At 64.4% G+C, this 21,608-nt stretch carries 17 protein-coding genes and 1 pseudogene; 7 read left to right on the top strand and 11 right to left on the bottom strand.

The annotated features are described in order from the left end of the window. A complete protein-coding gene (locus tag AC0L20_RS20910; RefSeq protein ID WP_456765866.1) occupies positions 1-906 on the top strand; it encodes a helix-turn-helix domain-containing protein in 906 nt (301 codons plus the stop codon). A gap of 5 nt (positions 907-911) precedes the next feature. On the opposite strand, the gene pcaG is transcribed toward AC0L20_RS20910, so the two are convergent. Both pcaG and pcaH read right to left on the bottom strand, forming a co-directional pair. After that, positions 912-1,538 carry a protocatechuate 3,4-dioxygenase subunit alpha gene (gene pcaG, locus AC0L20_RS20905; RefSeq protein WP_473291663.1) on the bottom strand — a complete coding sequence of 209 codons (627 nt, stop codon included), beginning with the start codon at positions 1,536-1,538 and terminating at the stop codon, positions 912-914. A 4-nt stretch (positions 1,539-1,542) separates the two neighbouring features. Continuing rightward, a complete protein-coding gene (gene pcaH, locus AC0L20_RS20900; RefSeq protein WP_473291659.1) occupies positions 1,543-2,331 on the bottom strand; it encodes a protocatechuate 3,4-dioxygenase subunit beta in 789 nt (262 codons plus the stop codon). Between the two features lie 94 nt (positions 2,332-2,425). Between pcaH and AC0L20_RS20895 the strand changes: the two genes are divergently transcribed. The 3 genes from AC0L20_RS20895 to AC0L20_RS20885 all read left to right on the top strand — a co-directional run bounded on the left by AC0L20_RS20895 (position 2,426) and on the right by AC0L20_RS20885 (position 6,281). Continuing rightward, on the top strand, positions 2,426-3,370 hold the full coding sequence (locus tag AC0L20_RS20895) for a LysR family transcriptional regulator (RefSeq protein ID WP_456765868.1): 945 nt from the start codon (positions 2,426-2,428) through the stop codon (positions 3,368-3,370). A gap of 51 nt (positions 3,371-3,421) precedes the next feature. Next, positions 3,422-4,726 carry a nicotinate phosphoribosyltransferase gene (pncB, locus tag AC0L20_RS20890; RefSeq protein WP_456765869.1) on the top strand — a complete coding sequence of 435 codons (1,305 nt, stop codon included), beginning with the start codon at positions 3,422-3,424 and terminating at the stop codon, positions 4,724-4,726. A 247-nt stretch (positions 4,727-4,973) separates the two neighbouring features. After that, entirely contained in the window at positions 4,974-6,281 is a 1,308-nt protein-coding gene (locus AC0L20_RS20885; protein ID WP_456765870.1) for a GGDEF domain-containing protein, read from the top strand. A gap of 14 nt (positions 6,282-6,295) precedes the next feature. On the opposite strand, the gene AC0L20_RS20880 is transcribed toward AC0L20_RS20885, so the two are convergent. Then, positions 6,296-6,916 carry a TetR/AcrR family transcriptional regulator gene (locus AC0L20_RS20880; protein WP_456769706.1) on the bottom strand — a complete coding sequence of 207 codons (621 nt, stop codon included), beginning with the start codon at positions 6,914-6,916 and terminating at the stop codon, positions 6,296-6,298. A gap of 536 nt (positions 6,917-7,452) precedes the next feature. Between AC0L20_RS20880 and AC0L20_RS20875 the strand changes: the two genes are divergently transcribed. Both AC0L20_RS20875 and AC0L20_RS20870 read left to right on the top strand, forming a co-directional pair. Further along, complete coding sequence (locus AC0L20_RS20875; protein ID WP_456765871.1) at positions 7,453-10,857, top strand: acyl-[ACP]--phospholipid O-acyltransferase; 3,405 nt, start codon at positions 7,453-7,455, stop codon at positions 10,855-10,857. Positions 10,858-10,862: 5 nt separating this feature from the next. Further along, positions 10,863-11,079, top strand: a pseudogene (locus AC0L20_RS20870) (lipase family protein); the annotation flags it as partial. 8 nt (positions 11,080-11,087) lie between these two features. Here AC0L20_RS20870 and AC0L20_RS20865 read toward each other — a convergent pair. The 5 genes from AC0L20_RS20865 to tcuA form a co-directional block, all read right to left on the bottom strand. Then, complete coding sequence (locus tag AC0L20_RS20865) at positions 11,088-11,510, bottom strand: type II toxin-antitoxin system VapC family toxin (protein ID WP_456765872.1); 423 nt, start codon at positions 11,508-11,510, stop codon at positions 11,088-11,090. After that, positions 11,507-11,761, bottom strand: a complete 255-nt coding sequence (locus AC0L20_RS20860; protein ID WP_456765873.1) for a FitA-like ribbon-helix-helix domain-containing protein — start codon at positions 11,759-11,761, stop codon at positions 11,507-11,509. Before AC0L20_RS20860 ends, AC0L20_RS20865 begins: the two co-directional genes overlap by 4 nt. A gap of 169 nt (positions 11,762-11,930) precedes the next feature. After that, positions 11,931-13,037, bottom strand: coding sequence for a tricarballylate utilization 4Fe-4S protein TcuB (gene tcuB / locus AC0L20_RS20855; RefSeq protein ID WP_473291643.1), 1,107 nt, complete (start codon positions 13,035-13,037; stop codon positions 11,931-11,933). Positions 13,038-13,041: 4 nt separating this feature from the next. Beyond that, entirely contained in the window at positions 13,042-14,070 is a 1,029-nt protein-coding gene (locus tag AC0L20_RS20850) for an alpha/beta hydrolase (protein ID WP_473291640.1), read from the bottom strand. Between the two features lie 28 nt (positions 14,071-14,098). Continuing rightward, positions 14,099-15,490: an FAD-dependent tricarballylate dehydrogenase TcuA gene (gene tcuA, locus AC0L20_RS20845; RefSeq protein ID WP_456765876.1), complete on the bottom strand. Its 1,392-nt coding sequence runs from the start codon at positions 15,488-15,490 to the stop codon at positions 14,099-14,101. Between the two features lie 152 nt (positions 15,491-15,642). Between tcuA and AC0L20_RS20840 the strand changes: the two genes are divergently transcribed. Then, complete coding sequence (locus AC0L20_RS20840) at positions 15,643-16,338, top strand: GntR family transcriptional regulator (protein WP_456765877.1); 696 nt, start codon at positions 15,643-15,645, stop codon at positions 16,336-16,338. Between the two features lie 13 nt (positions 16,339-16,351). On the opposite strand, the gene ybaK is transcribed toward AC0L20_RS20840, so the two are convergent. From ybaK to AC0L20_RS20825, 3 genes are all read right to left on the bottom strand, one after another. Then, the gene (gene ybaK, locus AC0L20_RS20835) at positions 16,352-16,825 is read right to left on the bottom strand and encodes a Cys-tRNA(Pro) deacylase (protein WP_456765878.1); all 474 of its coding nucleotides are present in this window, start codon (positions 16,823-16,825) and stop codon (positions 16,352-16,354) included. A gap of 255 nt (positions 16,826-17,080) precedes the next feature. Then, on the bottom strand, positions 17,081-19,849 hold the full coding sequence (gene fdhF / locus AC0L20_RS20830) for a formate dehydrogenase subunit alpha (RefSeq protein ID WP_473291632.1): 2,769 nt from the start codon (positions 19,847-19,849) through the stop codon (positions 17,081-17,083). Next, on the bottom strand, positions 19,846-21,555 hold the full coding sequence (locus AC0L20_RS20825) for an NADH-ubiquinone oxidoreductase-F iron-sulfur binding region domain-containing protein (protein WP_473291628.1): 1,710 nt from the start codon (positions 21,553-21,555) through the stop codon (positions 19,846-19,848). Before AC0L20_RS20825 ends, fdhF begins: the two co-directional genes overlap by 4 nt. Positions 21,556-21,608: the final 53 nt, after the last annotated feature.

Genomic DNA, 21,608 nt, shown 5'->3' with positions numbered 1-21,608 from the left:
ATGGAGACTTTCGTCTTTGTCTTGTACTATTCGAACATGAGAAGCGCAGCCCCCGCCCCGGCGATCCGGGTCTACAATCTGTTCGGCGAGTCCGGCGATCTGCCCGATGTCGTGCATTGCGAGACGATTGCCTCGCGCTCGGTGCTGCACGACTGGACGTTGGCCGTGCACCGCCATGCCCGGCTGCACCAGGTGCTGCTGATCGAGCGCGGCGGCGGCGAAGCCACGCTTGACGGGCGCGTGATGCAGCTGAAGCCGATGCAAATCGTCAACGTGCCTGTCGGCCACGTCCACGGCTTCCGTTTCGTGCCTGATACCCAGGGCTGGGTGCTGACCATCGCCGCGGAAATATTGGACGAAGCGCTGCTCGCCTCCGAAGGACTGCGGGGTGCCTTGTCGCGCTCGGCCGTGATACGCGGCACGCCGCAGATCCGGATCACCATGAAGCAGATCTTTGCCGAACACGCCGCGCGCGATTTCGGCCGAGCGCATGTGCTGCGTGCACTGTCGGCGGCCATGATTGGGCTGGTGGCTCGTGCGCTCACCGGCGAGGGCGGTGGCAACGGCACGGCTGAAAGCGGACTATTCCGTCGCTTCGAGGCGCTGCTGGAACAGCATCATCTGGAACGCTGGAGCGTTGCGGACTATGCGGGTGCGCTGTCGATCACGCCGACCCATCTCAACCGGGTGACGCGGTCAGCAACCGGCGACACCGCCTCGCACCTGATCCTCAACCGGCTGATCCGCGAGGCGCGGCGCAACCTCGTCTACACCAATTTGCCGGTCTCGACGATCGCCTATGCGCTTGGCTTCGAGGACCCCGCCTATTTCAGCCGGGTCTACGCCGCCGCCACGGGCGTGTCACCGCGCGCCTTTCGCGCGCAGCTCCACGGCGAGGAGACCTGAGACGATCACACATCGAAGAACACCGTCTCTTCCGGCCCCTGCAAATTGATCGTGAAGGAATACACGATCTTGCCGGCGCGTTCGCTGCGCTTTGCGATCAGCGTCGAGCGCCGGACCGGCTGCTCGATGAGGTTGAGCACGGGGTCGGCGGCGTTGGCGGCCTCTTCGTCCGAGAAATAGAGGCGCGTGTTCAGACCGATGTTGATGCCGCGCGCGACGATCCAGACATTGATGTGCGGAGCGCCCTTGCGGCCGGTCTTGTCGATGATCGCGCCCGGCTTGATGGTCTCGAAGGTGACGAGACCACTCTCGAAGTCGGAGCCGCCGCGGCCCCAGCCACGAAATTCATCGTCCAGCGAGCCGATTGACCGATCAGCCGGATGGTTGTAGCGGCCCGTCGCGTTGGCCTGCCAGATCTCCAGCAGCACGTCACGCAGCGGCGTGCCGCTGCCGTCGATCACCTTGCCCTCCAGCGTGATGCGTTCGCCTTGCGTGTTCGTCGTCACCAGCACGTTGGAGAAGTTCTTCTCGAAAATGTCGAAGCCGGCCATGGCCGGGATCAACCCGATATGGACGTACGGCCCGGCCGTCTGCGAGGCGGTTTCCTTGAGGTAGTTGAGCGGCTGCGGCATGGACCTAGTTCCCTGCGGTGCGATTTTCAAAGTAAGTGGAGCGCTGGCCGCGCAAGACGATGTCGAAGCGGTAGGCGAGCGAGTCGAACGGAGCCGATGCGTTGAGGTCGAGCGGCGCGACCAGACGCTCCAGCGCGTCCTTGTCCGGGATCGTCGTCAGGATCGGACAGACCGGGATCAGGGGATCGCCCTCAAAGTACATCTGGGTGATCAGACGTTGTGCGAAGCCCGAGCCGAACACCGAGAAATGGATGTGAGCGGGACGCCAGCTGTTGATGTAGTTGCGCCAGGGATAGGGTCCCGGCTTCACGGTGCGAAAATAATAGTAGCCGGTGTCGTCGGTCAGCGCGCGGCCGCAACCGCCGAAATTCGGATCGATCGGCGCCAGATACGTGTCCTTCTTGTGCCGGTAGCGGCCGCCGGCATTGGCCTGCCAGAACTCGACCAGGGTGTTCGGTACGCCGCGGCCGGTCTCGTCCAGCACCCGGCCGTGGACGATGATGCGCTCGCCGACGGGATCGCCGTCCTTGGCATAGTTGCGGATCAAATCATTGTCGAGCGCGCCGAGGTCGTTGTGACCGAACACTGGCCCCGTAATCTCCGAGACCGAGTTCTCAAGCGACAGCAGCGCCTGGCGCGGCGAACGTAGCACCGACGATTTGTAGCCCGGCGCGTACGCGGGCGGATGCATGGAACGGTCGCGCTGGAAGAAGCCGCCGTCACCGAGCGGCGGCGTGAACGGCTCGGGGTGGTTGAGGCGGGGATCCCGCAAGGCTGGCGCCTGGGCATGCATCGGCGTTGTCTCTCCCTATCGCGCCCCGTTTGGGCGCACGGTTTATCGGGAGATGATGGCGCGGGCTATTCTCAAGATAAATAGATCGATTATAATGAATTCCATGAACAAAATCGATCATTTGGCGCTTGATGGCCACGCGCTGGAGCTGTTCCTGGCGGTGCTGGAAGAAGGCTCGGTGACGGCCGCCGCAACGCGGCTCGGCCTGACGCAATCCGCGGTCAGCCACGCCCTCAACAAGCTGCGGCGGATCGTCGGCGATCCGCTGTTTGCCAAATCCGGCCGCGGCATTGTGGCCACGGCGCACGCCCAGGCGCTCGCGGCAAAGGCGCGGGCGCTGATCGACGAGATGCGGAGCTTTGCCGGCGGCGTCACGTTCGAGCCGGCGAGCGCGCAGCTTTCGCTGACAATCGCCGCGAACGACTTCCAGCGCGACCTGCTGCTGCCGCGGTTCTTCGATCATGTCGCCGCGCAAGTGACGAGCTTGAACCTGCGCGTGATCCCCTCGCAGTCGCCCTCGCCCGCGATGCTGCGCGAAAACCGCTGCGATCTGCTGATCACGCCGCTGCCGCCATCCGGCGTGGACATCGTGCAGAAGCGCCTGCTGCAAGACCATTACGTTTGTTACTACGACCCCAAAGCGCGTGCCGCGCCGGCTACCCGCGGCGCCTATCTCGCGGCGCGTCACATCACGGTGGTCTACACTGACAATGAGCGGCTCGACTTCGATCGCCGGCTTGCAGCCAACGGCTTCCACCGCGACATCGCGATCTCGGTGCCGAGCTTCTCCGGCGTGCCGTCCTTCCTGCGTGGCTCGCAAATGCTGGCGAGCATGCCGAGCCTGCTGGCGCCCGGCGTGATGCACGGCTTCGCGCAGGTGCGGATTCCACTGGCCTCGCGCACGCGAACCCTGGCCGAGCTGCCGATGTACGTGGTCTGGCACCAGCGCTATCAGAAGGACCCGGCGCATCGCTGGATCAGAGGCCAGCTCGAGACCATGGCGGCGACGGCCTCGCACCCCGCCTCCACGAAAACCTGATCCCCGTCAAACCCACTGGTTGCGCCGGGGCCGCCACGCTAGAATTCCCCCATGACAGTGACCGACATTGCGAGCCGGACCTACAATCACAGCTGGCGGCTGGATCCCATCATCCGCAGCCTGCTTGATACCGACTTCTACAAGCTATTGATGTTGCAAATGATTCGGGAATCTTACCCGAATCAGCAGGTGACATTCTCGGTCATCAACCGATCGCGCCATGTCCGGCTCGCCGAGATCATCGACGAGGGCGAACTGCGCGCCCAGCTCGACCACGCCCGCACCATCCGCTTCACCAAGAAAGAGCTGATCTGGCTTGCCGGCAACACATTCTACGGCAAGACCCACATGTTCTCGGCGGACTTCATCCGCTGGCTCGCCGAATTCCGGCTGCCCGAATACGAGCTGCGCAAGGTCGAAGGCCAGTACGAGCTGCACTTCCACGGGCCGTGGAGCCATACCACGATGTGGGAGATTCCTGCGCTGGCCATCCTCAACGAATTGCGCTCGCGCGCAGCGATGAAGGGCCGCGGCCGCTTCGAGCTCGACGTGCTCTATGCCCGCGCCAAGGCCAAGCTGTGGACCAAGGTGGAACGCCTGCGCAAGCTGGATGGCTTGCGGCTCTCCGATTTCGGCACCCGTCGCCGCCATGGCTTCCTCTGGCAGCGCTGGTGCGTGGAGGCCGTGAAGGAAGGCCTGGGCCCGTCCTTCATCGGCACTTCCAACGTGCTGCTCGCGATGGACAATGATCTCGAAGCCATCGGCACCAACGCCCACGAGCTGCCGATGGTCGCGGCCGCGCTCGCCAGCGACGACGAGGAGTTGCGGTGGGCGCCCTATCGCATCCTTGACCAGTGGCGCCAGACCTATGGCGGCAACCTCCTGATCGCGCTGCCCGACGCTTTCGGCACCAAGGCTTTCCTGCGCGATGCGCCGGAATGGGTCGCCGACTGGACCGGCTTCCGTCCCGACAGCGCGCCGCCGATCCAGGCCGGTGAGGAGATCATGAAATGGTGGGAGCAGAAGGGCCGCAATCCCAGGGACAAGCTGCTGGTGTTCTCCGACGCGATGGACGTGGGCTCGATCGAGGAGACCTACCACCACTTCGCCGGCCGGGTGCGGCTCTCCTTCGGCTGGGGCACCAATCTCACCAATGATTTCGTCGGCTGCACACCCGACGGCTCGTTCAATCTCGATCCGATTTCGCTGGTCTGCAAGGTGTCGTCGGTCGACGGACATCCGGCCGTCAAGCTCTCCGACAATCCCGAGAAGGCGACCGGCCTGCCCTCGGAGATCGAGCGCTATTTGCGCGTCTTCGGCGACGCCGGGCGCGTGCGCAAGCCCGTGCTGGTCTAGCGCCAGAGCAATCTCTCTCCATCGGGTAAACCATCTGGGGCGAATGCGAGACATCGGCGCGCCGATGCCGCGTCAGTTCCGGTTCGACGGCATTTGCAACGATCTGCCATCATCCGCTTCACAACGTCTTCACCCTGCGACGCAGTCTCCTGGCATTTTCAAGTCGAGTTAAGCACCTTTCGCGCGTAATCCGCGTTATGAGCGGATCGCTCCGCTGGGGTCGTCGAGCGACTTGGGGAAACGCAAAGTGTTTCGCAGAACAGCGCCGTCAACGAAGGGACGCAGCTTCCTTCACGTCATCAAGCTCGTCTCGCCTTTCGTCACGGTCGTTCTGCTGCAGGCCGCGATTGCCGGATTCAGCCTGGAGGTGATGTCCTCGGTCCGCGCCTATGTCGCGGGCGAAGCGTTGTGGTCGCGCTCGCAGAAGAACGCCGTCTATTTCCTCAATCTCTATCTGCATTCGGGCGACGCCAGCCAGTTTGCGCAATATCAGACCTCGCTGGCCGTTCCCATCGGCGACGAGTTCGCGCGCTGGGCGCTCGAGCGCGATCCGGTCGACGTCGAGGCCGCCCGCATCGGCTTCCTGCAAGGCGGCAACCACCCCGATGACGTGCCGGGACTGATTTGGCTGTTTCGCTACTTCAAACAGGTCAGCTTTCTCAAGGAAGCGATCCGCGAGTGGGCTGCCACCGACCCCATGCTGCTGGAGCTCAGCGTGTTCGGCGAGGTCATACGGTCAGAGTTGAAGAATGGGCCGGTTCAGGACAGCAAGCGCCTGCAATTGTTGTCGTCGCGGCTCTCGGAGCTCAACACCCAATTCACGGTGCACGCCAAGCGGTTCTCCACCGTTCTCGGCGAAGGCTCCCGCGCCATCAAGATGACGCTGACTGGCGTCAATATCGTCACAGCCATGACGCTGATCCTGCTCCTGATCTGGCACACGCGGCGATTGGTGCTGCAACGACAGGCGTTCGAGGATGCCCTGCATGCCGAGAAGGAGCGCCTGGCCTGGCAGGCGTCGCACGATTGGCTGACCGGCTTGTCCAACCGTCGCGCCTTCGAGGCGCGCCTGCAAAGCGAGCTGGATGACACCGCGGCGGGTTCGCTGGGCCTGATCCTGCTCGATCTCGACCAGTTCAAGGACGTCAACGACAGCTGCGGTCACCTCGCCGGCGACCGCCTGCTCCGCCAGATTTCGCGCCTCCTGCAGCAGGAGCGGCGGCCGCATGACCTGGTGGCCCGGCTCGGCGGTGACGAATTCGGCTTGATCCTGCCGCGGTGCCCACCGTACGACGCCGTCGATATCGCCGAACGGCTGCGCCGGGCGCTCGAGCTATCCGTCTTCGCCTGGGACGATCGTTGCTTTGCCGTGACCGCCAGCATCGGCGTTGCCTGCATCACCGACGGCAACGCCACGCTCGAGGACGCGATGCGGCGCGCGGATGCCGCCTGCTATCGCGCCAAGGAGAACGGACGCAACCGTGTTCAGGTCGACAACGGGACGACGGACGTCATCGTCGTCACCTCTCGGCAACGCAAGTCCGCCAGCGCATAGCAGCGCTCAGCACTTTATCGTATGGGCAGAATCCCGAGCCCCGCGAGATGCGCATCCAGAAATTGTTCAACCTGCTGGCGCAGCATTTGCGACGGTACGGCCACCATGCGCTCTTCGAGGCCGAGCGAGATGATCCCGTGCACGGCGGAAAACAGGGTGCGTGACAGCAGCGCGATCTGCACGTCGTCTGCATTCGGAAGCAGCCGCACCAGGGGCGCATGCATCAGCGCGAAGGCGTCCATCACCATCTGAAGGATGTCATCGGGGTAAGGGCGGTCGTCCTCCATCCGATGTTCGAACAGCGAGCGCAGCAGATTGGCGTGCTCCGCGAAGAATTCGAGATAGGTCGCGGCCAGCCCGTAGAGCTGGCGAACCGGATCCTCGGCTGGAACCTGGCCCAGCCGCACCGTTAGCGCATTAACAGTCTCCCGATTCACAGTCAGGATCACGCCGTCGAAGTCACCGAACTCGTTATAGACGCTGCCAACCGAGCAGCCGGCGGCGTCCGCAACGTCCCGGACTTTCAACGATTTCAATCCCTTAGTTGCAATAATGCCGCGAGCGATCTCCACGATCTGCTGCCGCCGGCGAGACTTTTTTCGATCTCGCAACGATTCGTCTTGAACATTGTTCATTTTCAGGATACTCACTTGAACAATGTTCAAGTTAACCCGGAGACCTGCAAAATGCAAACCCTCGCTGTTGATATCGCCTCCACCTTCGTCGATGACGCCATAGCTCTCGTGACCGGAGTTGGCCGCGCCCTCCTGCGGTTCGCGACGGGGCCGATCGATCGCATCGCAAATGCCTGCGACATCGCCGGCGTCCTGACCGAGCGCCGGGCGACCTTCCGGATGTGGCGGGCTAACCGCGGCCGTGCCCGTCATGAGGGCCGCCGCATTAGCCTGCTCGGCCGCCTCTCGCCCTTTCGCCGCCTAGCCCATCTCACCTGAGGCGAGCACGCCGCCTTGCCGGAGCGTGACAGAGCCGCGACCAACCATTTGCGAACCAAACCACGCCACGCGGAGACCAACAGGATCGGAAGGCAAAGGCGCAGAGCAGGCCGGGACGATCGCCGTCAACCCGCAAATGCCCGTCGCATCTCCTCCGGTCCCGACGCCCATCCGACAATGAAACAACCTCAGACAGCGTTTCCAAAACAGGACTAGTCATGATCAGGGATTTGATGTCGTCACGCCGCTTCGCGCCGCTGTTCTGGGCGCAATTCTTCTCGGCGCTGAACGACAACGTGCTCAAGAACGCACTCGTCATCATCCTGCTTTACAGTGCCGCGACCGGCCACGGCGATGCGCTGGTGACGGTCGCAGGCGCCGTCTTCATCTTCCCCTATTTCATTCTGTCCGGGCTCGGCGGCCAGCTCGCCGACAAATACGTCAAATCCGTCGTCGCAAGGCGGCTCAAATTCGCCGAGATCTTTGCCGCGGGCTTTGCCGCGGCCGGCTTCTTCCTGCACTCGGTGCCGCTGCTGTTCGCAGCACTTGCACTGTTCGGCGTCATCGCCGCGCTGTTCGGTCCCGTGAAATATTCGATGCTGCCGGACCAGCTCGAGCTCGGCGAACTCGCGACCGGCAACGCGCTGGTCGAAGGCGCGACCTTCATGGCCATCCTGCTCGGCACCGTTGCCGGCGGCCAGTTCGTGGCCGGCTCCGCGCATATGGGCTGGGTCGCATCGGCCGTGGTCGTGCTGGCCTTGCTGTCCTGGGCCTTCGCCTCCCGCATTCCCGCGACGACGCCGTCTGCACCCGATCTTCCGGTCAACGCCAATCCCTGGACCTCGACGCTCGGCCTGCTGAAGACGCTGCACGCCGATCACCGGCTGTGGGACGGCACCGTGATCGTCTCCTGGTTCTGGCTGGTGGGCGCCATCGTGCTCTCACTGCTGCCGGCACTGGTCAAGGACGTCATCGGCGGCACCGAGGGCGTGGTGACGTTGTGTCTCGCGATCTTCGCAATCGGCATCGCCATCGGCTCGCTGTTCGCCGCGAATCTGAGCCACGTTCGCCCAAACCTCGCGCTGGTGCCGATCGGCGCCATCATGATGGGGTTTGCCGGCCTCGACCTCGCCTGGGCGATCGGCGTGACCGCCAAGGGCCAGGACATCACCGCGGGCGACTTCGCGACCTCGTTCGCGGGCCTGCGCATGCTGCTCGATTTCGTCGCCTTCGCATTCGGCGGCGGGCTGTTCGTGGTTCCGTCCTTCGCCGCCGTCCAGGCCTGGTCTGCTCCCTCGGAGCGCGCCCGCATCATCGCCGCCGGCAACGTGCTGCAGGCCGCCTTCATGGTGGCCGGCTCGCTGTTCGTCGCGCTGCTGCAGGCCGGCGGATTGCACATCGGCTGGATCTTCTTTGGCCTCGGAATCGCCAGCTTCGGCGCGGTCTGGTTCGTGCTGACGAAGTGGGGCAAGGAAGGCGTGCGCGACTTTGGCGGGCTGCTGTTCCGCGCGCTGTTCCGCACCGAGGTCCGCGGGCTGGAGAACCTGCCGCCTGCTGGCACGCGCATGCTGATCGCGCCCAATCATGTCAGCCTGATCGACGGCCCGCTGCTGCACGCCGTGCTGCCGATCGACGCGAGCTTCGCTGTTGATACCGGCATCGCCAAGGCCTGGTGGGCCAAGCCGTTCCTGCGCGTGGTCAAGCACTACACCATGGACCCCAGCAAGCCGCTGGCCGCGCGCGACCTCATCAAGCTCGTCGCCGCCGGAGAGCCGGTGGTGATCTTCCCGGAAGGACGCATCACCGTCTCCGGCTCGCTGATGAAAGTCTATGACGGCACCGCGATGATCGCGGACAAGGCCGACGCGGTCGTCGTCCCGATCCGCATCGAAGGCGCCCAACGCTCGCATCTCAGCTATCTCAACGGCAGCCAGATCAAGCGCACGTGGTTTCCGCGGGTGACCGTCACCATCCTGCCGCCCGTCAAGCTTCCGGTCGATCCGTCGCTCAAGGGCAAGTCGCGCCGCAATGCCGCGGGCGCGGCACTTCAGGACGTGATGATCGACGCCATGGTGAAGAACGCCATGCTCGATCACACCCTGTTCGAGGCGCTCGGACACGCTTACCGCGACCGCGACACCGGCAAGGTCATCATCGAGGACGCGCTCGGCACCAAGCTGACCTATCGCAAGCTCATCCTGGGCGCGCAGGTCTTGAGCCGGAAGCTGGAGAACGGCACCGCTATCGGTGAGAATGTCGGCGTGCTGCTGCCGAATTCCGCAGGCGTCGCCGTCGTCTTCATGGCGTTGCAAAACATCGGCCGGGTGCCGGCGATGCTCAACTTCTCGGCCGGCCCGGTCAACGTCCTCGCCGCCATGAAGGCCGCACAGGTGAAGACCGTGCTGACGTCCAAGGCCTTCATCGAGAAGGGCAAGCTCGACAAGCTGATGGCCGCGATCTCCGCGGAAGTTCGCGTCGTCTATCTCGAGGATGTCCGCGCCTCGATCGGCACGGCCGACAAGATCAAGGGTCTGCTCGCCGGGACTACGCCGCGCGTCGTCCGCCAGGCGAGCGATCCGGCCGTCGTGCTGTTCACGTCGGGCTCGGAAGGCACGCCCAAGGGCGTTGTGCTGTCCCACCGCAACATCCTTGCGAACGCCGCACAGGCGCTGGCGCGGGTCGATGCCAACGCCAATGACAAGGTGTTCAACGTGCTGCCGGTGTTCCACTCCTTCGGGCTGACCGGGGGAATGATGATGCCACTGCTCGCGGGCATTCCGATCTACATGTACCCCTCGCCGCTGCACTATCGGATCGTGCCCGAGCTGATCTACCAGACCGGCGCCACGATCCTGTTCGGCACCGACACGTTTCTCACCGGCTACGCCCGCTCGGCGCATGCCTATGACTTCCGCACCCTGCGCCTGGTGATCGCCGGCGCCGAAGCGGTCAAGGATCGCACCCGGCAGGTCTTCATGGAACGCTACGGCATCCGCATCCTCGAGGGCTACGGCGTGACCGAGACCGCGCCGGTGCTGGCGATGAACACGCCGATGGCCAACCGCCCCGGCACGGTCGGCCGCCTGTCGCCGCTGATGGAAAGCCGCCTCGACCCGGTCCCCGGCATTGAGGAAGGCGGCCGCCTGTCGGTGCGCGGACCGAACGTGATGCTCGGATACTTGCGGGCCGAAAATCCCGGCGTGCTCGAACCGCTCGCCGAGGGCTGGCACGACACCGGCGACATCGTGGCGATCGACGCCGCCGGCTTCATCACCATCAAGGGCCGCGCCAAACGCTTTGCCAAGATCGCCGGCGAAATGGTCTCGCTGTCCGCGGTCGAGAACATCGCGACGACCCTGTGGCCGCAGGCCGCATCGGTCGCGGTGTCGATCCCGGATCCGCGCAAGGGCGAGCGTATCGTGCTGCTGACAACGGAAAAGAACGCCGAGCGCAGTGCGATGCAGGGCCAGGCCAAGGCGATCGGCGCATCCGAGCTGACCGTTCCCGCGGCGATCATGGTGGTGGACAAGGTGCCACTGCTCGGCACCGGCAAGACCGACTACGTCACCGCAACCACGATGGCCCGGGAGCAGGCCTCAAGCGCGGAGCGCGAGGTTGCCTAAGAGAGATGTCCAAGGCGCCTGACATGGGCAGCGCGCGATGCCCGGGAGTGGTACTGCTCCATGGCATCGCCCGCACCTCCGCACCCTGAAACGTCTTGAGCGGGCACTCCAGGCGACCGGGTTCGCGACACTCAACATCGACTATGCGAGCCGCAGGAAGCCGATTGCAGCGCTCGCGAGATCCACCCGGCGATCACCGATTTCGCAGAACGTGATGCGCCCGCCCCCCGTCAGGTGGTCACGGTCCAGGGATCGATTATAGTCAGACCGGCAGCCTTGAACGCACTCGTGTCGCGCGATGCCACTGCGAACCCGTGCGCGGCGGCGATCGCGGCGATATAGCCATCGGGCGTGGGGAAGCCTTTCCCGGCCGCGCGCGCCTTGACGGCGAGATCGGCATAGCGCCGCGCCGCGGCGGTATCGAAGGGCAGAATGCGGGCCGCGAACAGGTCCAGCACGCCGTCAAGCGCAGCTGCCAGCCTGTCCCTACGCTTGCCGCGCGGCAACGCGCTGATCCCGAACAACAGTTCGGCAATGGTGACGCTGGAGAGAAACAGCGTCTCGGCCGCCTGGGCGTCGAGCCAGTCGCGGACCGATGGATGCGGTTCGGGCTTCATAGCCTCGGAGACCACATTGGTATCGAGCAGGATCATTCGAAGCGCACCGGCTCAGCGGGACGCGCGTCGCGGCCAAGTTCAAGTGCCTCGACGTCGGCATTGGTGAGGCCGATCTTCCGGCTCATCTCCGAAAGAGCGGTGCCAAGCCGCAGCCGGCCCTCGGGACGCACTGCGGCCTCCAGAATGGCGCGCATTTCCGCTTCCGCACTGCGATTGTGCTGCGCCGCGCGGACTTTCAAGGCGCGATGCGCCTCCTCGGAAAGGTTGCGGATGGTGACGGCGGCCATGATGGCATCCTCCGGAGACTGACTGCAATGCTATCAAAATAGAACCTTTGATAGCATTTTTCAAGGGCGACTGCGGCGCTCACGCGCCGCCCGAACCTCCTTACCGGGATGCCGAACTTCTTCTCTCTACCGCTCACGTGCGCGAAACCCGCTTCCGCAAGTCTGAATCTCAAGAACTGCCTTCTCCGCGGCGCTCCTGCGCATAACGCACCAACGCCGCGAAGCGATAGATGCCGTGCACGAACTTGCCGTAGGGCATGGTGATGAACAGCGCGAACACTGCCCCCAAATGCAACGCAAGCAGCGGTCCCATGGCAGCGGTCTCCCGCAAGAGCAGAAGCAGCATGCCGGTGAAGCCGGCGAGGAACAGCATGGCGATGAAGCCGACATCCATGCCGTAGCGCTGCTCGTCGAGCAGCGCCGGATCGCGCCGCATCTTGGCGGCGAACAGGCCGATCGGCCCGATGATCAGGCCGATGCCACCGAGCGTGCCGAGAACCACCGGCAGATCCCACCACGGATACGGCGCCTCGCGGCCGAGCGGATAGTGATACAGCGTGGCGACCGAGGTCGCGGCGAAGCAGAGCAGGAAGCCGTAGAAGGTCAGGTGATGGAAAAGCTTGCGCCGGTCGGTCGGCTTGTCATCCTCATTGTAGCAGCCGACGCCGCCACCATGAAGATAGCGCAGCTCACCAGCGTCGCGTATCGCCTGAAAGATGGAGCCGCCGTCCGCACGGCCGCCGATCGGCGGGCCGATATCCCGCCAGAACGCACGCACGCTCATCACCAGCGCGAAGATCGCATAGAGGAAGGCGGCGCTGAACAACGCCGCCATCGCGTTGTGCGGCATCAACTTGTAGAACGCGCCGGGGCCCGTGTGCACGCCAAACAGCACGCTGCGGTCGTTCAGGGCCGCAAAGCCGAGGATGAAGGCGGCCATGCTGAGCGCGGCGACGATGCTGATGACGAGACCATTACGCGCGAAGGCACCGGACAGCGCGTGCGGCCAGGCATAGGCCGCATAGGATTCCGCGCGCGCGATCGCCAGCGTCTGCGGGACGTTGACGTCGAATTCGTGCGGCGGCGAGAACTGGCAGTCGACGTAGCAGGCGCCGCAGCCATGGCAGAGATTGGCGAGATAATTGAGGTCGCCGTCGGAGAAGGCGCGCCGCATCTCCATGGCGGGAAACACCGCGCAAAGACCCTCGCAGTAACGGCAGGAATTGCAGACCGTCATCAGGCGGTCGGCTTCGTCCAAAATTCTGGTTCCGTGCATGGCTTTACTTCGTCAGACCTTTGCCCTCGAGCCATTTCTGGATCAGGGCTGCGACCTCGAGGTTGTTCTTGTCCATCATCACCATATGCGAATTGCCCTTGATGCCGGCCTGCGGGAGATCGATGATGTCGACGCTGCCCCCGGCCGCCTTGATGGCGTCCGCAAAGGCGATGCCATTAGCGCGGATCTTGGGCCAGCGCGAATCGCGCTCGATATAGTCGCCGTAGATGATGAGGGTCGGGATGTTCTTCAGCACATCCGCCTTGGCGGGATCGCCGATGCCTGCCGGCTCGATCGCAATCAGCGCCTTGACCTTGTCGGGACGGGCTTGCGCGACCTTGAAGCCGAAGGTGCCGGCTTGGCTGTGGAACAGAAGCACCGAGGGGCCGACGCGATCGATCTCGGCGATATAGGCGGCGATGGTCGCATCGTCGGTCGTGGTCCAGCGCGGCACGTTCTGCTTGACGAAATTCTCGTAACCCTCGACGGGGAACTGGTTGCCCGGCAACAATCTTCGCTTGGCGGGATCGGGATCGTATGAGTTCGGTCCATCGCCGATGCGGAAACGCTCGAACGGGTTGGCCGTGGTCAGGAAGACCGGCTCGCTCTTGAAAATATCGGGGTACTGCGCCCAGCCCGCGCGTCCGCGCTCTACCGCGTCGGAATTATAAACTGCCCACCTCTTGCGCAGAAAATAATTCAGCCAGCCTTCGCGTCCGTCCGGCGTGGTCTCGTAGGTGACGCCCGTCAATCCGCCGCCGTGCCACATCAGCAAGGGATAGGCACCCTTCTCGTTAGCCGGCAGAAAATATTGCACGTACATCTGCTCGACCTGATACGTGCCGTTGGGATCGACCTTGGCCGGCACCCCACCGGGCGCGAACACGACCTCCCTCACCGGCTTGCCGGAGATTTCGACGAGGCGGCCGCCGACATGGAACGAACCCATGTCTCGCAGCGTGATCGGCTCGGCCGCCTGGGCGTGGCCGACGATTAGCAGCGCCGCGATCGAAGCGATGGCAATGCGTGACATGGTTCCTCCCTCGTGTCTTTTCTTCGTCCTAGTTCTTCGCGTGGCGTGCCGCTTCCCGTCCTGCAATCCGTCCGAACACGCTTCCGATGGTCATGCCCATGCCGGCAGCATAGCCCTTGCCGAGCACGTTGCCGGCCATGATCTCGCCGGCGGCGAACATGTTGGCCGACGGCTTGCCGTCAGCCATCAGCATGCGCGCTTCCCTGGTCACGCGCGTGCCGAGATAGGTGAAGGTGATGCCGGGCCGCACCGGATAGGCTAGGTAGGGCGGCGTCTCGATCCGCCGTGCCCAATGCGTCTTCGGCGGCGTGATGCCTTCGGTGCGGCAATCGTCCAGAATGGTGTGGTCGAAGGTGCCGGGCTGCACCGCGGCATTGAATTCGGTAATCGTCTTTTCCAGCGCAGCCGAATCGAGCTCGAGCTTGCCCGCAAGCTCGGCAATCGTCTGCCCTGCGATCGGCGGGAACAGCGTCGGCATGAAGCTCGTGACCACGGTGGAATCGAAGATGATGTAGGCGATCTGGTCGGGCTGCGCGGCCACCAGCCGGCCCCAGATCGCGTAACGCTTCGGCCAGATGTCCTCACCTTCATCATAGAAGCGCTGCGCCAGCTTGTTGACGACGATGCCAAACACGACGGAATCGTGCCGCGTGATGATGCCGCCGTCGAATTTCGGCGCGCGCGCGTCGATCGCGACCGCATGGCACTGGGTGGGGTCGCCGACCTCCTGCACGCCCCTGGCGAGCAGCATCTTCAGGATTGAGCCGCGGTTATAGGGCGTGCCGCGGATCAGAAAATTGTCGGCGGCCTCGCCCCAATATTGCTTCAGCCATTCGATGTTGGCCTCGAACCCGCCGGCCGCGGCGACCAGCGATGTCGCGCGTATCTCGGTATCGCCCTTGATCGGCCGCTTGAGGCGAGCAGCGAGAAACATGCCGTCCTCGATCACGAGGTCGGTGACCTCGGCGTCGTATTCGACGTCGACGCCGAGCTTCTCGGCGGTGAGATAAAGTGCGTTCAACATCGCGCGGCCGCCACCGAGAAAGAAGGAGTTGGTGCGACCGAGGCTCAGCGTGCCGCCAAGCGAGGGCTGCCAGCGCACGCCCTGCTCGACGATCCAGTTCAAGATGTCCTTGGACTCCCGTATCATGTGCCGGGCGAGCACCTCGTCGGTCTGGCCGCCGGTGACGCGCAGGAGATCCTCCCAAAACTCTTCCTCGGTGTAGGGGCCGGTGAGGATTTCGGTCGCCTCGTCATGGGCGCAACGCATGTTGCGGGTGTGGCGCGTGTTGCCGCCGCGATAGAATTTTGGCGCACCTTCGAGCACCATCACGGACGCCCCACCGCGTCGCGCACTGATCGCCGCACACAGCGCCGCGTTGCCGCCGCCGATCACCAGCACATCGTATTTGCTGCTCATGCCGTCTGCCCGTGCGACGAAGTTGGAAACATTCTGCCCGCCGGCAGCGTCGGTCAATCCGGGATCATTGCGCACCTTTGTATACAAAGCTATACAAACGTCCGGCAAGCGCCATCGCTGCATGGGCAGGATGCGCGAGCCCACGAGGATGGATGGCAAGACGTCCGACAAAGGTAGGCGGCTCGATCGCGCGCGGCGGCGGCGTGGCACTGGGCGAAGCCGTGTTCCGCTCGCTCTGCGAGGCGTTGCAGGCCGGCAGCTACCGCGCCGGCGACCGCCTGCGCGAGGAGGAGGTCGCCCAGCGGCTGAAGGTCAGCCGCACCCCGGTGCGGGAGGCTCTCGGGCGACTTGCGGCCCGCGGGTTCGTCGAACCTGCCGGCGGCCGCGGCCTGATTGTGCGCAACCTCGACATCTCGGAGGTGCTCGAGCTCTACGCCATGCGCGAGATCATGGAGGGCGCCGCCGCCCGACTTGCGGCCGAGCACGCCTCGGCGCCCGAGATCGATGCACTCAGGGATATCGAGCAGGCCTTTGTCGAAGCGTCCGAGGCCGACGCGACCGAGATGGCAGGAGACATGGCAAGACTCAACCGCGCCTTCCACGAAGCGATCTGCCGCGCCGCGCGCAACCGCTATCTCGACAACGCTTCGCGCGAATTGCAGGACTGGATCGCCCTGCTCGGTCCAACCACGTTCACGGTATCGGGCCGCCCCTCGACCAGCCACGGTGAGCACCAGGCCATCATCGAAGCCATCGCGGCTCGCGACGGCGGCAAAGCGGAGCAGCTCGCGCGCACACACATCCGCGAAGCGCTGCGCTGCCGGCTGAAGCTGTTGCAAAAGCAGTAGTAGAGCGCGGCGCTCAGGCGACCAGTTCCGCGACGATCGCCTTCAACACGTCCCGCACATCGGCCGGACTGAGCCGCACCTGCAGTCCGCGCTGGCCGCCATTCACGTACACATAGTCATGTGCGAGCGCGCTCTGCTCGATCACGATGCGCACGGGCTTTCGCTGCCCGAATGGGCTGATGCCGCCAACCTTGTAGCCGGTGAGGCGCTCGGCCTCCGGTAGCTTCATCATCTGCGCCGACTTGCCGCTGAAAGCAGCGGCGAGCTTCTTCATCGAGACTTCCTGGTCGGATGGGACGATCACGCAGACCGGCTTGCCATCGACGAGCGCCATCAGCGTCTTCAAGACGCGCGCGGGGTCTTCGCCAAGCGCAGCAGCCGCCTGGAGGCCGATGCTCTCGGCATCGGGATCATAGTCGTAAGCGTGGACGGTGAAGGCAACACCGGCGGCTGTGAGCGCGCGTGTGGCTGGGGTGGCTTTGGACATGGACGATGTTTACCACCGCCATTGCGAGGAGCGAAGGGACGGCAACACGGGTGGACGCATACACCACAGCCTCAGCGTCGTCCCGGCGAAGGCCGGGACCCATAACCACAGGCAGGAGTTTGGTGAAAACTCGTCGTTCGGTACGCCCACCATCCGCTAAGGAGACACCTCGCGGTATGGGTCCCGGCCTTCGCCGGGACGACGCCGCATATTTGGAGGCATTGTGCCGCCAAATAGCCGGCGACCGCCGCAGCCCTACTCCGCCGCGTCCCGCATTTCGGCGCGCTCGGCTCTCGCCGCGCAGAACTTGAACTCCGGGATCTTGCCGAACGGATCGAGCGCCGGGTTGGTCAACAAATTCGCCGCCGCTTCCGCGTAGCAGAACGGCATGAACACCATGTTCTCGGGAACGTCGCGGTCGGAGCGGACCTTGACCTCGACCGCGCCGCGGCGGGTCTCGAGCCGAATGAAATCGCCCGGCGCGAGCTTCTTCCTGTGCATGTCCTTTGGCGACATGAACGCGACCGCCTCGGGCTCGATCTGGTCGAGCACCTGCGCGCGGCGGGTCATCGAGCCGGTGTGCCAATGCTCCAGCACGCGGCCGGTCGAGAGCACCATCGGATATTCGGCGTCGGGGATCTCGTCGGGCGGGATGACGTGAGCCGGAACGATCTTGCCGCGGCCGCTCGCGGTCGGGAAGCCCGTGGTGAAGATGATCTCGTTGCCGGGCATGTCGGGACCATCGACGGGATAGGTGACCGCGCCCTCGCGGACCAGCCGCTCCCAGGTGATGTTCTTCAACGACGGCATCAACTCTGCCATCTCGGTGAAGACTTCGCCGGGACCGGCATAATTCCACGGCAGGCCCATGCGCTTGCCGATCTCCTGGATGATCCAGAGATCCTGCCGCGCATCGCCCGGCGGCTTGATCACCTGGCGCGCGAGCTGCACGCGGCGATCGGTGTTGGTGAAGGAGCCTTCCTTTTCGGCAAACGCCGAGGCCGGCAGGATGACGTCGGCGTGGAACGCGGTCTCGGTGACGAAGAGATCCTGCACCACGAGATGATCGAGCATGGCAAGCGCCTGGCGCGCGTGCTGGAGATCGGGGTCGGACATCGCAGGGTTCTCGCCCTCGATATACATGCCCGTGATCTCGCCGGCGTGGATCGCGTTCATGATCTCGACCACGGTCAGACCGCGCACGGGATCGAGATCCTGGCCCCACAGCTTCTCGAACGCACCGCGCATGTCGTCGCGGCCAACCGGCTGATAGTCCGGCAGGAACATCGGGATCAGACCGGCATCGGAAGCGCCCTGCACGTTGTTCTGGCCGCGCAGCGGATGCAGGCCGGTGCCGGGGCGACCGACCTGGCCGGTGATCAGCGCCAGCGCAATCAGGCAGCGCGCATTGTCGGTGCCGTGGACATGCTGGCTGATGCCCATGCCCCAGAAGATGATCGACGATTTTGCGCGCGCATAGGTTCGCGCGACCTCACGCAGGGTCTGCGCCGGGATGCCGCAGATCGGCTCCATCTTCTCCGGCGTGAACTCCTTGATCTTCTCCTTGAGGTCCTCGAACCCCTCGGTGTAGCCGGCGATGTACTGGTCGTCGGTCAAACCTTCCGTGATGATCGTGTGGATCATCGCGTTCAGCATGGCGACGTCGGAGCCCGGCTTGAACTGCAGATGCTTGGTCGCATGGCGCGACAGCGTCTGCCGGCGCGGGTCCATGACGAACAGCTTTGCGCCGTTCTGCTTGACCGCGTTCTTGATGAAGGTTGCCGCGACCGGATGATTCACGGTCGGGTTGGCGCCGATCACGATGATGACCTCGGCGTCCATCGCAGCCGAGAACGGCGCGGACACCGCGCCCGAGCTCAGGCCTTCGAACAGCGCCGCGACCGACGAGGCGTGGCACAGACGGGTACAATGGTCGACGTTGTTGGAGCCGAAGCCGGTGCGCACCAGCTTCTGGAACAGATAGGCCTCCTCGTTCGAACCCTTCGCCGAACCGAAGCCGGCCAGCGCCTTCACGCCCTTCTCGTCGCGGATCTTGACGAGGCCCTTGGCCGCGATGTCGAGAGCTTCTTCCCAGCTCGCTTCGCGGAAATGCGTGAACGGATTGGCCGGATCGACCTGGTCGTTGGAATCCTTCTTCGCGTTCGGCAGCCGAACCAGCGGCTTGGTCAGGCGATGCGGATGGTGGATGTAGTCGAAGCCGAAGCGGCCCTTGACGCAGAGACGGTTGCGGTTGGCCGGGCCATCGCGGCCCTCGGCATAGATCACCTTCTCGTCTTTGACCTCATAGGTCACCTGGCAGCCGACGCCGCAGAACGGGCAGAGCGAATCCACCTTCTTGTCGGCATAGACGACACGGGTCTGCGCCTCGTCGAGCATCACGGCCGGCATCAGCGCTCCGGTCGGACAGGCCTGCACGCATTCGCCGCAGGCAACGCAGGTGGACTCGCCCATGGGATCGTCGAAATCGAACACGATTTTCGAGCCGTGGCTGCGATAGGCCATGCCGATGACGTCGTTGACCTGGACCTCGCGGCAGGCGCGCACGCACAGGCCGCACTGGATGCAGGCATCGAGATTGACGCGCATCGCCGGATGGCTGGCGTCGGTCGCCCAACGCTCGGCGGCGGGGAAGCGGCTTTCGGTGACGCCCGTGGTTTCGGCCCAATGCCAGAACTTGGAGTCCGGATCGTGCGAGGTCTCGCGCGCCGGCTGATCGGCGACCAGCAGCTCCATCACCATCTTCTGCGCCGATACAGCCCGCGCGGATTCGGTCTTCACCTTCATGCCGACCGACGGCGTGCGCTTGCAGGACGCCGCGAGCACACGCTCGCCCTCGATCTCGACCATGCAGGCGCGGCAATTGCCGTCGGGGCGATAATCCGGCGCGGGCGAATAGCACAGATGCGGAATCTCGCGGCCCTGACGTTTTGCGACTTGCCAGATCGTCTCGCCTGCATTGGCCTCGACCTGCTTGCCGTCGAGCTCGAACGTAATCTTCGTCATTCGGCCGCTTCCTTGAACTCGTCAGGGAAATATTTGATCACAGTGGACAGCGGATTCGATGCCGCCTGTCCAAGCCCGCAGATCGAGGCATCGCGCATCGCCTGGCTCAATTCGTCCAGGAGAGCGCGGTTCCAGACCGGTTGCTGCATCAGCAGCGCGGCCTTCTGGGTTCCGACGCGACACGGCGTGCATTGGCCGCAGCTCTCGTCCTCGAAGAACTTCATCAGGTTCAACGCGGCCGCGCGCACGCTGTCCTGTTGCGACAGGATCACGATCGCGGCAGAGCCGATGAAGCAGCCGTATTTTTCAAGCGTGCCGAAATCGAGCGGGATGTCGTCCATCGCCGCCGGCAGGATGCCGCCGGACGCACCACCCGGCAGGTACGCATAGAACTGATGGCCATCGGCCATGCCGCCGCAATATTCGTCGATCAGCTCGCGCACGGTGATGCCAGCAGGCGCGAGCTTCATGCCGGGATTCTTGACGCGGCCCGAGACCGAGAAACTGCGCAGGCCGTGCCGCTCATGGCGGCCGTGGCCCTTCCACCAATCGGCGCCCTTCTCGACGATGTCGCGCACCCACCACAAGGTCTCGATGTTGTTGATCAACGTCGGCAGGCCGAACAGGCCAACCTGGAATGGATAAGGCGGCTTGTGCCTGGGCAGGCCGCGCTTGCCCTCGATGCTTTCGAGCAGCGAGGATTCCTCGCCGCAGATATAGGCGCCGGCGCCGCGGCGCATGTGCAGCGTCGGACCGCCCGGCGGCAGCTTTGCGATCTCGCGTTCGAGGATTTCGCGCGAGGCCGGATATTCGTCGCGGAGGTAAATGTAGATATCCGAGGCCTGCACCACATGGGCGCCGATCAGCATGCCCTCGAGGAAGCGGTGCGGATCGCTCTCGAGATAGACGCGATCCTTGAACGTGCCGGGCTCGCCCTCGTCGCCGTTGATCGCCATCAGCCGCGGACCTGGTTCACCGAGCACCGCGCGCCATTTACGTCCCGTCGGGAAGCCGGCTCCGCCGAGACCGCGCAACGAGGCGTCGTCGAGCGCCTTCAGCAGGTCGTCCGTCGGTAGCTTGCCCGAGCGCAGGCGATTGAGCAGATTGTAGCCGCCGCCGGCGACATAGGCCTCATAGCCGATATATTTGGGTAGATGCGCGTGGGTGTCGCCAGCCTTCGCCGCCGCCATGACATTGGCGACCGTCGCGTGGTCAACAAAGTTGTGTCCGACTTCCGCGGCAGGCGCCGTGTCGCAGCGGCCGACGCAGGGCGCGCGTACCACGCGGATGCCGGGACCGGACGCATCCTGCAAATCGGCGAGCAGCTTCTCTCCGCCGAGCATCGCGCAGGTCAGCGAATCGCAGACGCGGATCGTCAGCGGCGCGATATCGGGCTCGCCTTCCTTCACCACGTCGAAATGCGCGTAGAAGGTTGCAGTCTCGAACACCTCGGCGAACGCGAGCTTCATCTCGTCGGCGAGCGCGGCGAGATGCGCGGCAGAGATCTGGCGATACTTGTCCTGGATCAGATGCAGATATTCGATCAAGAGGTCGCGACGCCGCGGCCTGTCGCCGAGCAGCTGCGCGATCTCATGCGCGGCGGTGGGATCGACCTGCCGTCCCTTGGGCGTGGACTTGGCGCGCTTCCGTCCCTGGCCGGGATGTTCGAACTCGCGAACGTTGTGAACGTCGTCGTTGCTGCTCATGGAGAGGTCGCGTTCTCTTCAAATGCGTGATCAGTCTAGGCGGGATCGCCAAA

The sequence above is a fragment of the Bradyrhizobium sp. Kon58 genome, from assembly GCF_055807455.1.
The sequence above is the reverse complement of the archived record's forward strand: the minus strand, read 5'-3'. Positions and strand labels throughout refer to the sequence as shown.

Excerpts from the sequence above, each read along its gene's own strand:
- AC0L20_RS20875 (WP_456765871.1), top strand. The coding sequence starts at position 7,453 with ATGATCAGGGATTTGATGTCGTCACGCCGCTTCGCGCCGCTGTTCTGG.
- pcaH (WP_473291659.1), bottom strand. The coding sequence starts at position 2,331 with ATGCATGCCCAGGCGCCAGCCTTGCGGGATCCCCGCCTCAACCACCCC.
- AC0L20_RS20850 (WP_473291640.1), bottom strand. The coding sequence starts at position 14,070 with ATGTCACGCATTGCCATCGCTTCGATCGCGGCGCTGCTAATCGTCGGC.
- AC0L20_RS20865 (WP_456765872.1), bottom strand. The coding sequence starts at position 11,510 with ATGATCCTGCTCGATACCAATGTGGTCTCCGAGGCTATGAAGCCCGAA.
- AC0L20_RS20910 (WP_456765866.1), top strand. The coding sequence starts at position 1 with ATGGAGACTTTCGTCTTTGTCTTGTACTATTCGAACATGAGAAGCGCA.
- tcuA (WP_456765876.1), bottom strand. The coding sequence starts at position 15,490 with ATGAGCAGCAAATACGATGTGCTGGTGATCGGCGGCGGCAACGCGGCG.
- AC0L20_RS20895 (WP_456765868.1), top strand. The coding sequence starts at position 2,426 with ATGAATTCCATGAACAAAATCGATCATTTGGCGCTTGATGGCCACGCG.
- AC0L20_RS20840 (WP_456765877.1), top strand. The coding sequence starts at position 15,643 with ATGGCAAGACGTCCGACAAAGGTAGGCGGCTCGATCGCGCGCGGCGGC.
- pncB (WP_456765869.1), top strand. The coding sequence starts at position 3,422 with ATGACAGTGACCGACATTGCGAGCCGGACCTACAATCACAGCTGGCGG.
- pcaG (WP_473291663.1), bottom strand. The coding sequence starts at position 1,538 with ATGCCGCAGCCGCTCAACTACCTCAAGGAAACCGCCTCGCAGACGGCC.
- tcuB (WP_473291643.1), bottom strand. The coding sequence starts at position 13,037 with ATGCACGGAACCAGAATTTTGGACGAAGCCGACCGCCTGATGACGGTC.
- ybaK (WP_456765878.1), bottom strand. The coding sequence starts at position 16,825 with ATGTCCAAAGCCACCCCAGCCACACGCGCGCTCACAGCCGCCGGTGTT.
- fdhF (WP_473291632.1), bottom strand. The coding sequence starts at position 19,849 with ATGACGAAGATTACGTTCGAGCTCGACGGCAAGCAGGTCGAGGCCAAT.
- AC0L20_RS20860 (WP_456765873.1), bottom strand. The coding sequence starts at position 11,761 with ATGGCCGCCGTCACCATCCGCAACCTTTCCGAGGAGGCGCATCGCGCC.
- AC0L20_RS20880 (WP_456769706.1), bottom strand. The coding sequence starts at position 6,916 with ATGAACAATGTTCAAGACGAATCGTTGCGAGATCGAAAAAAGTCTCGC.
- AC0L20_RS20825 (WP_473291628.1), bottom strand. The coding sequence starts at position 21,555 with ATGAGCAGCAACGACGACGTTCACAACGTTCGCGAGTTCGAACATCCC.